Annotated in this window: 13 protein-coding genes; all 13 read left to right on the top strand. The window is 53.5% G+C overall.

Annotation, left to right across the window (positions count from 1 at the left end; all coding sequences use genetic code 11):
- The first annotated feature begins 176 nt into the window (after nt 1-176).
- Entirely contained in the window at nt 177-1,043 is an 867-nt protein-coding gene (gene trmJ, locus ACTHYN_RS06610; protein ID WP_441811681.1) for a tRNA (cytosine(32)/uridine(32)-2'-O)-methyltransferase TrmJ, read from the top strand.
- Nucleotides 1,006-1,809 carry a serine O-acetyltransferase gene (gene cysE / locus ACTHYN_RS06615; protein WP_441811707.1) on the top strand — a complete coding sequence of 268 codons (804 nt, stop codon included), beginning with the start codon at nt 1,006-1,008 and terminating at the stop codon, nt 1,807-1,809. Before trmJ ends, cysE begins: the two co-directional genes overlap by 38 nt.
- Before the next feature lie 77 nt (nt 1,810-1,886).
- Nucleotides 1,887-2,384 carry a Fe-S cluster assembly transcriptional regulator IscR gene (gene iscR / locus ACTHYN_RS06620; protein ID WP_441811682.1) on the top strand — a complete coding sequence of 166 codons (498 nt, stop codon included), beginning with the start codon at nt 1,887-1,889 and terminating at the stop codon, nt 2,382-2,384.
- Between the two features lie 18 nt (nt 2,385-2,402).
- Nucleotides 2,403-3,551, top strand: a complete 1,149-nt coding sequence (locus tag ACTHYN_RS06625) for an IscS subfamily cysteine desulfurase (RefSeq protein WP_441811683.1) — start codon at nt 2,403-2,405, stop codon at nt 3,549-3,551.
- An 82-nt stretch (nt 3,552-3,633) separates the two neighbouring features.
- On the top strand, nt 3,634-4,062 hold the full coding sequence (gene ndk / locus ACTHYN_RS06630) for a nucleoside-diphosphate kinase (protein ID WP_441811684.1): 429 nt from the start codon (nt 3,634-3,636) through the stop codon (nt 4,060-4,062).
- Nucleotides 4,063-4,124: 62 nt separating this feature from the next.
- Complete coding sequence (gene rlmN / locus ACTHYN_RS06635) at nt 4,125-5,237, top strand: 23S rRNA (adenine(2503)-C(2))-methyltransferase RlmN (RefSeq protein ID WP_441811685.1); 1,113 nt, start codon at nt 4,125-4,127, stop codon at nt 5,235-5,237.
- A gap of 46 nt (nt 5,238-5,283) precedes the next feature.
- The gene (gene pilW, locus ACTHYN_RS06640) at nt 5,284-6,084 is read left to right on the top strand and encodes a type IV pilus biogenesis/stability protein PilW (RefSeq protein ID WP_441811708.1); all 801 of its coding nucleotides are present in this window, start codon (nt 5,284-5,286) and stop codon (nt 6,082-6,084) included.
- Nucleotides 6,074-7,021: a RodZ domain-containing protein gene (locus ACTHYN_RS06645; RefSeq protein ID WP_441811686.1), complete on the top strand. Its 948-nt coding sequence runs from the start codon at nt 6,074-6,076 to the stop codon at nt 7,019-7,021. The genes pilW and ACTHYN_RS06645 overlap by 11 nt, the downstream gene beginning before the upstream one ends.
- A gap of 36 nt (nt 7,022-7,057) precedes the next feature.
- A complete protein-coding gene (ispG, locus tag ACTHYN_RS06650) occupies nt 7,058-8,176 on the top strand; it encodes a flavodoxin-dependent (E)-4-hydroxy-3-methylbut-2-enyl-diphosphate synthase (RefSeq protein WP_441811687.1) in 1,119 nt (372 codons plus the stop codon).
- A gap of 50 nt (nt 8,177-8,226) precedes the next feature.
- On the top strand, nt 8,227-9,507 hold the full coding sequence (gene hisS, locus ACTHYN_RS06655; RefSeq protein ID WP_441811688.1) for a histidine--tRNA ligase: 1,281 nt from the start codon (nt 8,227-8,229) through the stop codon (nt 9,505-9,507).
- A 42-nt stretch (nt 9,508-9,549) separates the two neighbouring features.
- On the top strand, nt 9,550-10,215 hold the full coding sequence (locus ACTHYN_RS06660) for a YfgM family protein (RefSeq protein ID WP_441811689.1): 666 nt from the start codon (nt 9,550-9,552) through the stop codon (nt 10,213-10,215).
- The gene (gene bamB / locus ACTHYN_RS06665) at nt 10,215-11,387 is read left to right on the top strand and encodes an outer membrane protein assembly factor BamB (protein ID WP_441811690.1); all 1,173 of its coding nucleotides are present in this window, start codon (nt 10,215-10,217) and stop codon (nt 11,385-11,387) included. Before ACTHYN_RS06660 ends, bamB begins: the two co-directional genes overlap by 1 nt.
- Nucleotides 11,388-11,448: 61 nt before the next feature.
- A complete protein-coding gene (der, locus tag ACTHYN_RS06670; RefSeq protein WP_441811691.1) occupies nt 11,449-12,870 on the top strand; it encodes a ribosome biogenesis GTPase Der in 1,422 nt (473 codons plus the stop codon).
- Nucleotides 12,871-12,896 lie beyond the last annotated feature (26 nt).

Raw genomic sequence — 12,896 nt, forward strand, 5'->3', positions numbered from 1 at the left:
TCGTTATCCGGAAGTGTTAAGGGCGGGCATGATAGCAAAGATCACCCGCGCTTGTATGTTTTTTGACTCAGGAAAAACGCAGACAACCTCATATCATCGGTTTTCGGGGGCGCAGAAAGTGGCCCCTTTCTGGTATCATTAGTACCCTTAAATTTATAACCCTGGGCCAGCCGCCAATGCATAAGCCATCCCCACCACTGGAAGGGCCGGACGCGTTTCAAGATAAAATCCGGATAGTCCTGGTTGAGACCTCTCATTCCGGGAATATTGGAGCCGTCGCTCGAGCCATGAAAAACATGAAGCTCGCCAATCTGTGGCTGGTTAATCCGAACTCCTTCCCGGATGAGGCCTCTTATGCCCGGGCCGCTGGCGCCTCCGATATACTCGACCGGGCCCAGGTTGTACAAACACTGGACCAAGCGCTGGAAGACTGTGTAATGGTGTTGGGCACCAGCGCCCGGGGGCGAAAAATACCCTGGCCAGTCGTACCCCCGCCGGAGGCTGCCACAATTGCGGCAGAAAATAGCCAGGCGGGCCAGGTTGCGCTGGTTTTTGGCCGTGAGAACCACGGGTTAAGTAATGATGAGCTCCACCGTTGCCACTACCATATTCATATTCCGTCCAACCCTGACTATAGTTCACTGAATTTGGCTATGGCGGTTCAGATTATGTGTTATGAGTTGCGCATGTTGTACTTGCGCAACCTTGAAGAGGGCGAAGGCAGTCCATATCTGGAGCCAATGATGGCGCCCGGCGACGCTGGCTGGGATGTGCCTCCTGCCAAAGTAGGAGATGTTGAGGGTTTTTTTGGACACCTTGAGCAAACCCTGCACGATGTGGATTTTCATCGTCGGGACAACCCAAGACAGTTGATGTCTCGATTGCGTCGGCTGTTCCAGCGGGCCAGGCTTGATCAGATGGAGATCAATATTCTGCGTGGCGTGTTGAGTGCTGTGCAGAAAGCGTCAGGGGCATCGGCAAACTCCAGGTCAGCTGAGTCAGAAGCTGGCACCGAAATCGGACAGGAAAAGGGCCATGTTTAGGCATTTGCGTGAGGATATTAAAAGCGTTTTTCATCGAGACCCTGCGGCCAGGAACACCTTTGAGGTTCTGACCAACTACCCGGGGCTTCATGCGCTGCTTATTCACCGATTCTCCCATTGGCTTTGGAATGCCGGGCTTAAGTGGCTGGCCCGTACTATCTCCACGCTCGCGCGGTGGTTTACCGGTATAGAAATACACCCGGGAGCCACTATCGGTCGGCGGTTTTTTATTGATCACGGCATGGGTGTCGTGGTCGGCGAAACAGCGGTGATAGGTGACGACGTTACCCTGTACCAGGGTGTGACGCTTGGCGGTACCAGTTGGGACAAAGGCAAGCGTCATCCCACGATCGGCGACGGCGTGGTAGTGGGGGCAGGCGCAAAAATACTGGGGCCTTTTGAGGTTGGAGAAGGCGCTAAAGTCGGCTCCAATTCTGTGGTTACCAAATCGGTTCCCGCGGGAGCTACTGTAGTGGGAATCCCGGGCCGGGTCATAGTAAAGCAAAAAACGGAAGACAATGCGCGCCGCAAGCTGATGGAAGAACGTATGGGTTTCGACGCTTATGGTGTGACAGAGGAGATGCCAGACCCGGTTGCACGATCTGTGCGTGCGCTGCTTGATCATATGCATGCGGTAGACGAACGCCTCGAAAACATGTGTCAGGCACTGCGTAAGGTAAATAGCGAATACCAGAACGGCGACTTGCCTGTTCTGGATGAAGACGATTTCGATTGCGTGCGTGACGATAGTGAAGAGCGCGGCTGAATACTTGACTGAATTACTTGGTCAATTCATACTCGGTTCTCAATACTGAGATTCAATCCCATCACGGGGCTGATGCCATGAAGTTGACGACTAAAGGCCGCTACGCCGTTACGGCAATGCTTGATCTTGCTCTCCACGGGGGAGCTGGGCCGGTGACGCTTGCGGATATTTCAGCCCGTCAGGAAATATCGCTTTCCTATCTGGAGCAGCTTTTCTCACGCCTTAGGCGCCGGGAACTGGTGGCTAGCATCCGTGGGCCAGGTGGTGGATATCACTTAAGCCGTGGCGCTGCCGATATATACATCGCAGATGTTGTCGATGCGGTTAATGAATCCCTCGACACAACGCGGTGCGGCAATAAGGGTGATTGTCAGAACGGGGAGAAATGTCTGACTCATCACCTGTGGTCTGATCTGAGTGATCAGATTCATCAGTTTCTCAGCGAGATCAGTCTCGGAGACCTGATGGAAAGACATGAAATCCGCCAGGTGGCGGACCGGCAGAACCGGCGTCAATCTGAAGCCGGTTCTGACACGATTAATACCGAGCGTCTGATTGATCAGGCGCCCGCCTGATTCAAGTCTCTGTATTTTATGAAAAAGCCCGTATACCTCGACTACGCGGCAACGACGCCAGTTGATCCCGCCGTTGCTGACGAAATGATCAAATACCTGACCCCGGATGGTTTTTTCGGCAATCCGGCCTCTCGCTCCCACGGTTTTGGCTGGCAGGCAGAAGCGGCCGTGGAAACAGCTCGCAGCCAAGTGGCAAGCCTGATCCACGCCGATCCCCGTGAAATTGTCTGGACCTCTGGCGCTACCGAATCCGATAACCTGGCCATTAAAGGGGCGGTTGCAGGCCGTGAAAATGCGCATCTTGTAACGTCGACGATTGAGCATAAAGCGGTTGTGGATACCTGCAAATGGCTGGAACAGCAGGGCGTTGAGGTTACTTGGTTAGAGCCGGGCAGCGACGGACGTATACAGCCGGATCAGGTGTTCAATGCGCTTAAAACAGACACTGTGTTGGTCAGCCTGATGCTCGTGAACAATGAGCTGGGGTGCGTAACCGATATAGCGACCATTGGCGCAGAGCTGCGTAGTCGTGGTGTTCTGTTTCACGTGGACGCAGCCCAGGCTGCCGGCAAGCTGGCTATTGATGTCACAGCTATGCCAGTGGATTTAATGTCGCTCTCGGGGCATAAGGTTTATGGCCCCAAAGGCGTCGGGGCACTTTATGTGCGGCGCTCTGCAGATGTACGTATAGCCGCACAAATTCATGGGGGTGGTCACGAGCGGGGAATGCGCTCAGGCACGCTGCCAACTCACCAGATTGCCGGTATGGGCAAGGCGCTGGCCATTGCCGAGGCTTCTCTTGAGGACGAAATGAGGCAGCTGGAGGACTTGCGAGCCTCTTTCATGGAAGGTTTGAGTGAGTTGTCCGGGGTCATCCTGAACGGTTCTGAAACCCACCGCGTGCCAGGGATTATCAATCTTTCCTTTGATGGCGTTGATGCTGAGTCGTTGATGTTGGGCCTTAGGAGCCTGGCTGTATCTTCAGGCTCTGCCTGTGCATCCGCCGCCGTTGAGCCGTCGTATGTACTTCGTGGGATCGGGTTGAGCGACGAAGTTGCGCACCGGGCGTTGCGTTTTTCAATAGGACGCTACACGACCGCTGAAGAAATGGTGTTTGCCAGCGCGCAAATTGTTGATGTTGTTACTCGTCTTCGTGCTGTGCGGTAGGCAGTGGGTCTGTGACTGCGTATAATGCCAGTCCTGAAATTTACCTGTACTCATTTAACCCAATCCCTACTGGAGAAATACCATGGCTAACGAACGCACACTTTCCATTATCAAGCCCGATGCCGTTGCAAAGAATGTAATTGGTGAGATCGACAGCCGTTTTGAGAAGGCTGGCTTGAGCATCGTTGCGGCACGCATGATGCACCTTACCCAGGAACAGGCTGAAGGTTTTTACGCCGAGCATAAAGAGCGGCCGTTTTTCAATGATCTGGTTGCATTCATGACATCCGGCCCGGTTGTTGTCCAGGTTCTGGAAGGTGAGGGTGCCATCCTGAAAAATCGCGACCTGATGGGTGCTACTAACCCGAAAGAAGCTGAAGCTGGCACAATCCGCGCTGACTTCGCGACATCAATCGATGCCAACGCGGCTCATGGTTCCGATTCTGCAGAATCTGCAGAACGTGAAATCGCCTATTTTTTCAATGACAGCGAAATCTGCCCACGCGGCTGATTCTGTTGGTCGGGGGCTGCCGTTGGTAGTCCCCGCATTGGTTATCTGATCGAGGTTATGAAATGACAGCGGCCGCTGAAAAAACCAATCTTCTGGGGATGCCGAGAGCTAAGCTTGAGGCTTTCTTTGATACCTTGGGAGAAAAGCGTTTTCGCGCTACTCAGTTGCTGCAGTGGATGCATCAGCGTGGTGTGGATGACTTCGATCAAATGACCAATGTGAGCAAATCCCTGCGGGAAAAGCTCAAAAAGGTGGCGGTTATCCGTGGCCCGGAAGTCGTGTATGACGAAACGTCAAAAGACGGCACTCGTAAATGGGTTATGCGCATGGATAACGGCAACAGCGTTGAAACCGTGTTGATCCCGGACGGCGAGAGGGGCACTTTGTGCGTTTCCTCGCAGATTGGCTGCACCCTTGATTGCACATTCTGCTCCACGGGTAAGCGGGGCTTTAACCGCAACCTGACAGCCGCAGAGGTCATCGGGCAGGTGTGGGTCGCTCGCAAAGCGTTTATGCCCTTTGAGCCAGGCCCGGACCGGCCCATAACCAACGTTGTCATGATGGGGATGGGAGAGCCCCTGATGAATTTTGATAACGTTGTAGATGCGATGAATCTGATGATGGAGGATCTCGCTTACGGCATCTCCAAGCGGCGGGTTACGCTCAGCACATCGGGTGTAGTGCCGGCTATTGACAAGCTTGCCGAAGTTACCGATGTTTCACTGGCCATTTCACTGCATGCCCCCAATGATGAGTTGAGAAACAAACTGGTACCGCTCAACAAGAAGTATCCTATAGTGGAACTTCTCGCGGCAACAAAGCGTTATTTCAGCCGTTTGCCGGAAAAGCGCAAAGCAACGATTGAATACACGGTTATTGAGGGAATGAACGACAAGCCAGAGCATGCGAAGGAGCTTGCTGTGTTGCTACGGGATCTTCCATGCAAGATTAACCTTATTCCCTTTAATCCTTTCCCCGAAAGTGATTTCCGTCGGCCTAGCATGAATGCTACCCGTCGATTCCAAGCTGTGCTGAACGATGCCGGTTATATCGCGACAATCAGAACGCCCCGTGGTGATGATATCGATGCTGCTTGCGGTCAGTTGGTTGGCCAGGTAGAAGATCGTACTCGTAGAAGCCAGCGTTACATTAATGTTCAGCAGGTGAATCCCTGAGCGGACGCTTGCACTGCTTAACCCGCGAGGAATGTAATCTGTGACTATCAAATCGGTACGTAGGCGTCTTGTTACGGTAGCAACGTTGCTGCTTGCTTTCCTCGTTACCGGGTGTGTCACTACAACGGATAGTCGGTTTACCCGTGAGGCCGACCAGCACAAAGCGGTTGAGAATTACGTTCAATTAGCAACCGCCTACATTGGTCAGGGTAATACCGAGCGGGCGCGCCATCACCTGGATCGCGCACTCGAAATTGAGCCAGACAGTCCGGAGGCGCTTGCGGCCCTGGGCTTGATACACAATAGTGATGGTGATGCAGAGCTTGCTGAAAAGAGCTTCAGAAAGGCTATTTCCAGTGATTCCAGCTACACGCGTGCAAGGGTGTATTACGGTGCTTTTCTCTATTCTCAGGGGCGGGTGGAGGAATCGCGCGATCAGTTCCTGGTTGCGTCCAAGGACACTGACTATAAAGACAGGGGATCTGTTTTCTACAACCTTGGCATGACACAAGAGCGTCTGGGCCTGCAAGAAGAAGCCGTTGCCTCGTATCGTCGTGCGTCTGAGCTGACCCGTGGAGACGCTCGTTCGTTGCTTTCACTTACCCGGGTTATGGTGGATTCCGGCGATATTGCTGGCGCTGCGCGTCATTATGATCGGCTAACGAAGATGATGGCGAGAAACAAACGTTTGCAGCATTCGCCCGAGAGTCTGTTTATCGGAATTCGTATTGCGCGTTATTTTGGAGACAGGGATCAGGAAGCGAGCCTGGCGCTGCAATTGAGAAATAACTTCCCGGAGTCAGTAGAGTACCAACAATACAAGGCGCTGATTTCTAATGACAACTGATGACATCCAGCAAACCGCGAACAATGAAGGCGTTGGCCAGCAGCTGAAGCAGGCAAGAGAAAAGCATGGACTGAGCATTTCTCAGATTGCAGATGCGCAACATTTGAGAAACGGCATTATTCAGGCTATCGAGAACGGTGACTACAGCCAGATCGGCAGCGAGCTGTTTCTTAAGGGTTACGTGCGCGCTTATGCAAAACAGGTGGGTCTGGACGGCAACGTGATCATTGCGGATCTGGATCGGGAACTTGAACCAGGGCGGATACAAAAAGCACGAGAGCTTGAAGCGAATCCGCTGGTCGACATTGAACGCCGTAGACGGAGAAAACGCCGGGTTGCCAAATTGTTTCTGCTGGTTTCGGCGGCTGTGATTGTTGGTGCATTTGTTGTCATGTTTGTTATGCCAAAATTCGGCTTTTTCGGGGCTGGTGCTGAAGGACCGGTACCCACCGAAACCAGCAAACAGGTGAATGAGGCATCAGCGTCGAATGTAGAAGTAGATGCGCCCGCCGTATCGAGTAGTGAGCCCGTAGCCGATACTACGGCAGCTCCTTCTGCTCAAGAGTCGCGTTTGGAGTCGCAGGCGGAACAAGTTACAGAACCCGAAGTGGAAGACCAGATACCCATTGTTTCTCAAACCACCGAGCCAGCTCTGGCTCAACCACCGGTGAGCGACGAGCCCGGTTCTGCAACCGGTCAGCTGGAAATTGTGTTTACCGGCAATTGCTGGGTGCAGGTTAGAGATGCATCTGGAAACCGCCTGGCGAGCTCTATGAAGAGGGCAGGTGAACGGCTTGCGGTGTCAGGTGAAGCGCCTTTGAAAGTGGTTATAGGCGCGGTAGACACAGTTAAATCGATTCGTTTTCAGGGCGAGGCCGTGGATATTGATAAATTTCCGGTGGTGAACAATCGCGCTGAGTTTACGCTAGCAATCTGAACCCATTTTGTATTTATCTATTTTGGTCATAAACAAATGAAACAGGAATCCCCGATCAAAAGGCGAGAGTCCCGGCAAATTATGGTCGGGAATGTACCCGTTGGCGGCGACGCACCCATCGCGGTGCAGAGTATGACAAACACCAATACGTGCGATGTAGACGCTACGGTCGGTCAGATCACGGCGCTGCAAGACGCTGGCGCAGACATAGTTCGGGTGTCAGTGCCTTCGATGGAGGCCGCTGACGCTTTCGGAAAGATACGCGAGCGAGTGTCTTTGCCTTTGGTTGCAGATATACATTTCGATCACAAGATAGCGTTGCGTGTCGCCGAGCTGGGTGTCGATTGCCTGCGGATCAATCCGGGCAATATCGGGCGTGAAGACCGTGTGAGCGCGGTGATCAGCGCATGCCGCGATCGCGATATTCCAATGCGTATTGGTGTGAATGCCGGCTCACTGGAGAAGGATCTTCAGCGTAAATATGGGGAGCCAACCGCCGATGCGCTGGTTGAGTCGGCCATGCGCCATATCGATATTCTGGATCGGCATGATTTTCAGAGCTTCAAGGTCAGCCTGAAAGCTTCAGAAGTTTTCATGACAGTGGATGCCTATCGCAAAATTGCCACGCAAATTGACCAGCCTTTGCACTTGGGTATTACCGAGGCCGGCGGGCTTCGCTCGGGTACGGTAAAGTCATCCATCGGCCTTGGTATGCTGTTAATGGATGGCATTGGCGATACCATTCGTGTGTCTTTGGCGGCAGACCCTGTTCAGGAAATCAAAGTAGGCTTTGATATTCTGAAAAGCCTGAGGTTGCGTAGCCGGGGCATCAACTTTATTGCCTGCCCCAGCTGTTCACGTCAGAACTTTGATGTCATACAAACGATGAATGACCTTGAAGTGCGGCTTGAAGATGTCAATGAGTCCATGGATGTTGCCATTATTGGTTGCATTGTTAATGGCCCAGGCGAGGCCAAGGTGGCTGATCTGGGGCTTACCGGTGGTAGCCCGAAAAATCTGTTTTACAAAGATGGCAAACCGAACCAGAAACTAGATAATGCCACTCTTACCGATGACCTCGAACGCCTTGTTCGGGAAGAGATCAAGCGCCGCAAAGAACGCGAAGACGCTATTATTACACGCTCAGACAAATGATCGGTTAACGCAGTCAGGCACGACTATCCAAAGAAAACTAAGGGTTTACATTGGCTAAGATTCAGGCAATACGCGGGATGAACGATATCCTGCCAGAGCAAACACCGGTTTGGCAGTTTGTTGAGTCCACGGCCCGCAAAGTATTGCGGCAGTATGGTTATCAGGAAATCCGTATGCCAGTGGTGGAGCAAACCGATCTTTTCAAGCGCTCTATTGGTGAAGTAACGGACATCGTCGAAAAAGAGATGTATACCTTTTCGGATCGTAACGGTGACAGCCTGACCCTTCGGCCCGAGGGGACTGCTGGTTGTGTTCGTGCAGCCGAGGAGCACGGTTTGCTCTTCAACCAAACCCGCAGGCTTTGGTACACCGGGCCTATGTTCCGACACGAGCGCCCGCAAAAAGGCCGTTACCGTCAGTTTCATCAAATTGGTGTTGAGTGCTTTGGGATTCAGGGGCCTGATATTGACGCGGAACTGCTGATTCTCACTGCCAGGCTTTGGCATGAGCTGGGGCTGGGTAGCCACGCGCGCCTTGAAATTAATTCTATCGGTTCGGCAAAGGCCCGAAACGAGTTTCGTGGCGCCTTGGTTAACTATCTGGGGCAGTACAAAGAGCAGCTTGATGAGGACAGCAAGCGTCGCCTTGAGACTAACCCGCTTCGTATTCTGGACAGCAAAGACGAAGGGACGCGCAAACTGCTTGTGGATGCGCCACGTCTTGAACATTATCTGGACGAAGAGTCCAAAACACACTTTGCCCGGCTTAAAGAGTTGCTGGATACGGCCGGCATCGCTTACACAGTGAACCCGGCTTTGGTTCGCGGGCTCGATTATTACGGCAAAACCGTGTTCGAGTGGGTAACTGATAGCCTTGGCGCCCAGGGAACTATATGTGCCGGCGGCCGATACGATGGCCTGGTGGAGCAACTGGGGGGCAAGCCGACCACGGCAGTAGGGTTTGCTATGGGGTTGGAGCGTCTCATTCTGTTGCTGGAAACCCTTGGGCTGGTGCCCAAGGAAGCGAACAGTAATGCGGATATCTATGTAACGGCCATGGGTGAAACTGCTGTTGCCCCGGCTCTGGCCCTCGCGGAAACCTTGCGTGATCAGCTGCCGGACCGGGTGATTGTCAGCCACTGTGGCGGTGGCAGCTTCAAGAGCCAGATGAAAAAAGCCGATAGAAGTGGGGCGCGCTACGCCGTGATCCTGGGCGACAATGAGTTGGAGAATGCAACGGCGGGTGTGAAGCCGCTGCGTTCAGATGAAGAACAGAGCAGTGTGGCTCAGAGTGAGCTGGCTGCAGCGCTGGCCAAAGCCCTGGCGAGCTGAGTCGCAGCAATACAAAATTAAAAATACATTACCGGAGTCAACATGGCGGAATTGAACACCGAAGAGGAACAGGTACAAGCGATTAAGGACTGGTGGAAGCGTAACGGCAGTTCTCTTCTGATCGGCATCGGTGCAGCCCTGGCAATTGTATTTGGTTGGCAGGCTTGGCAGAACTACCAGCATCAACAGCGTACTGAGGCCGCAAACCAGTTTGCGACTCTGCTGGGTGCGTTTGGCAATGACGCAGATGACACCGCCGGTGAGACCGTAGCCTTTGTTGCCAAAACGTTGCGTGAGGAATATACCGACAGTGCCTATGCGGTATACGGCAACCTGGTTCTTGCTCGTCAACAACTGCTGGAAGACAGTAATGCAGAAGCGGCTATTGAGTCACTTCAGTGGGCTCTTGATAAAACTGATGGGCACGAAGCGGTTGCGCTTGTTGTACGTAACCGTCTTGCTCGGGCCCAGTTTTCTGCTGAGCGGTACGATGAGGCCTTAGCGACAATTGACGGTGCCGGAGGCCAGGATAACGCCCATGCGTTCGCGGCCATGTTCTCTGAGCTGCGCGGCGATATTCTGCTGGCCAAGGGCAATAAAAAAGCTGCGCGTGAAGCCTACCTGGCCGCTCGCGAACAAGGCCAGCAAGGCCGTAGCGGCATTCTGGAGCTAAAATTGTCTGACCTTGGTGTTGGAGAGGAGGCTTGATGCGGTTGACTGGCAACAGGCTGATTCAGGCCGGGTTTTTTGCAGTCTTGGCGGTCGCTTTGGGCGTGTCCGGGTGTAGCACCACAGATACCTTTGAACAACCGGTGGACGTGCCCGATGTAGACAGCACCGTGCAGTTCGAAACAGTTTGGAGCAGGTCGGTTGGCAACGGCCACGATGGTGACTTTATATACCTTTCACCACTGAATGCCCGCGATACTGTATACGCAGCCTCGGCCGATGGTGAACTGGTTTCCCTCGATGCCGAAACGGGAGAGTTGAACTGGAAGCGGAATCTGGAAGATCGTATCTTTGCCGGTGTTGGCGGAGATCGGAGCCAGCTTTACCTGGTTACCCGAGAAGCTGACCTGGTCGCTTTTTCCAGTGAAGACGGTGAAGAGTTATGGCGCAGTGCATTGCCCACGGAGGCGTTGGCCGCTCCCCAGTCAAATGGGGCGCTAGTGATCACCCAGACTACTGATGGCCGGGTCCTGGCTTTTGATACCGCCACGGGTGACAAGCGTTGGCAGTATGATGGCGTAGTGCCGGCACTTTCCTTGCGGGCAGCAGCGGCCCCGTTGGTCGGTGGCGATGTGGTACTTGCTTCGTTCTCTAACGGCAAGCTCATTGCGTTGTCAGCCGATGCAGGCCAACCTCTTTGGCAATACGAAGTAGGTCAACCCCAAGGTCGTACAGAGCTCGAGAGGCTGGTGGATATCGCTGGTCAACCTCTGGTTCTGGATAGTGCTGTGATGGTATCTGGATACCAGGGCAAGCTAGCGTTGGTTGATATTCGTACTGGTCAGGAAATCTGGAGTCGCAAGGCCTCTAGCCTGCACGCTCCGATGATTGGCGGTAATAATATTTATTTGTCTTCTGCGAACGGCGATGTGATCGCTTACCGAGGTTCTGATCGCAGAGAGCTTTGGCGCCAGGACAAGTTGTCCTGGCGCCAGCTGACTCAGCCGGCGGTTTACGAAAACTATGTGGTTGTTGGTGATTATGAGGGCTACCTGCACGTACTGTCTGCAGACGATGGAAGCCTGATGGGCCAACAACATTACGACAGCGATGGCCTGCGGGTTCCATTACAGCGCATGGCCGACGGAAACCTGATGGTTTTCGGAAATGGCGGTAAACTGTCTGTATTCAAACTGAGGGAGCGGAATTAATCCGCACTCCCTCAACGCTCTGCCGCACGCTGAGCCTATAATATCTGTATAGCGAACCATTATGACCCCAGTAATTGCCCTTGTCGGCCGCCCCAATGTTGGCAAATCGACATTATTCAACCAGATGACACGCTCCCGGGATGCGCTGGTGGCGGACTTTCCCGGTCTGACCCGGGATCGCAAGTACGGTGAGGGCACATACGAAGAGCAGCGCTTTATCGTTATTGATACCGGCGGCCTTACAGGTACTGAAGAAGGGCTCGATGCCGAGATGGCTCGACACTCCATGCAAGCGGTAGAGGAAGCTGATACCGTTCTGTTTCTGGTGGATGGCCGCGCGGGACTGACAGCGGGTGATGAATTGATAGCTGATCATCTGCGGCGATCGGGAAAATCCGCTCATTTGGTGGTTAACAAAACCGACGGGCAAGACCCGGATATCGCAGCAGCTGATTTTTATAGCTTGGGGTTTGAGTCAACGTTTATGATAGCGGCGTCTCACAACCGTGGCATCCGTTCGATGCTTGAGTTGCTGCTACCCTCCGCGGAAGACCAGGTTGAAGCCGACCAGGCTGCCCGTTACCCGGGGGTTCGCATAGGTATTGTGGGCCGCCCCAACGTAGGCAAATCAACACTGGTTAACAGGATGCTGGGCGAAGAGCGGGTGATTGTCTACGACATGCCCGGTACAACCCGGGACAGTGTGTATATCCCCTACGAGCGCCACGAGAAACAATACACTCTTATTGATACTGCGGGTGTCCGGCGCCGCAAGAATGTGAATGAGGCTGTAGAAAAGTTTTCTATTATCAAGACGTTGAAGGCGATCGATGACGCCCATGTGGTGATACTGGTCATTGATGCCCGCCAGGGGCTCGTGGATCAGGATTTGCATTTGATCGGGTTTGTCCTGGATGCCGGCCGTTCACTGGTAGTTGCCGTGAACAAATGGGACGGAATGGACCCTGACGACCGCGCCAAGGTAAAAGAGCAGATAAAGCGTCGTCTGGATTTTCTTGATTATGCCGACAAACACTATATTTCTGCGCTTCATGGGTCGGGTGTGGGTGTTATGTATGATTCGGTGCAGGCCTGCTACGAATCGGCCATGGCAAAGTGGCCAACCAACTACCTGACAACCATCCTGGAAGACGCAATTTCTCAGCATCAGCCACCTATGGTTCGCGGGCGCAGGATTAAGTTGCGCTATGCCCACCAGGGCGGCTCTAACCCTCCCGTCGTGGTGGTTCACGGCAACCAGACAGCTGCGCTGCCTGGGTCTTATAAGCGTTACCTTGAAAATACCTTCCGCAAAGTGCTGCGGGTAACGGGTTCGCCCATTCGGTTTGAGTTCCGATCCAGTGAGAACCCGTTTGCCGGTAAGGTGGATCGGAAAACGCCTCGCCAGAAGGTTAAGCAGGATAACGACTTGAAAGCAGGGCGCCGTGTGAAAAGAACCCGCCAGAAAAGTACCAAGCGCTGAGAAGTTCAGTTGCTGAGTGGGCTGGC

The sequence above is a fragment of the Marinobacter sp. genome (genome assembly GCF_052091845.1).
Lineage (GTDB): Bacteria > Pseudomonadota > Gammaproteobacteria > Pseudomonadales > Oleiphilaceae > Marinobacter.

Excerpts from the sequence above, each read along its gene's own strand:
- trmJ (WP_441811681.1), top strand. The coding sequence starts at position 177 with ATGCATAAGCCATCCCCACCACTGGAAGGGCCGGACGCGTTTCAAGAT.
- iscR (WP_441811682.1), top strand. The coding sequence starts at position 1,887 with ATGAAGTTGACGACTAAAGGCCGCTACGCCGTTACGGCAATGCTTGAT.
- ACTHYN_RS06625 (WP_441811683.1), top strand. The coding sequence starts at position 2,403 with ATGAAAAAGCCCGTATACCTCGACTACGCGGCAACGACGCCAGTTGAT.
- ndk (WP_441811684.1), top strand. The coding sequence starts at position 3,634 with ATGGCTAACGAACGCACACTTTCCATTATCAAGCCCGATGCCGTTGCA.
- rlmN (WP_441811685.1), top strand. The coding sequence starts at position 4,125 with ATGACAGCGGCCGCTGAAAAAACCAATCTTCTGGGGATGCCGAGAGCT.
- ACTHYN_RS06645 (WP_441811686.1), top strand. The coding sequence starts at position 6,074 with ATGACAACTGATGACATCCAGCAAACCGCGAACAATGAAGGCGTTGGC.
- ispG (WP_441811687.1), top strand. The coding sequence starts at position 7,058 with ATGAAACAGGAATCCCCGATCAAAAGGCGAGAGTCCCGGCAAATTATG.
- ACTHYN_RS06660 (WP_441811689.1), top strand. The coding sequence starts at position 9,550 with ATGGCGGAATTGAACACCGAAGAGGAACAGGTACAAGCGATTAAGGAC.
- bamB (WP_441811690.1), top strand. The coding sequence starts at position 10,215 with ATGCGGTTGACTGGCAACAGGCTGATTCAGGCCGGGTTTTTTGCAGTC.
- der (WP_441811691.1), top strand. The coding sequence starts at position 11,449 with ATGACCCCAGTAATTGCCCTTGTCGGCCGCCCCAATGTTGGCAAATCG.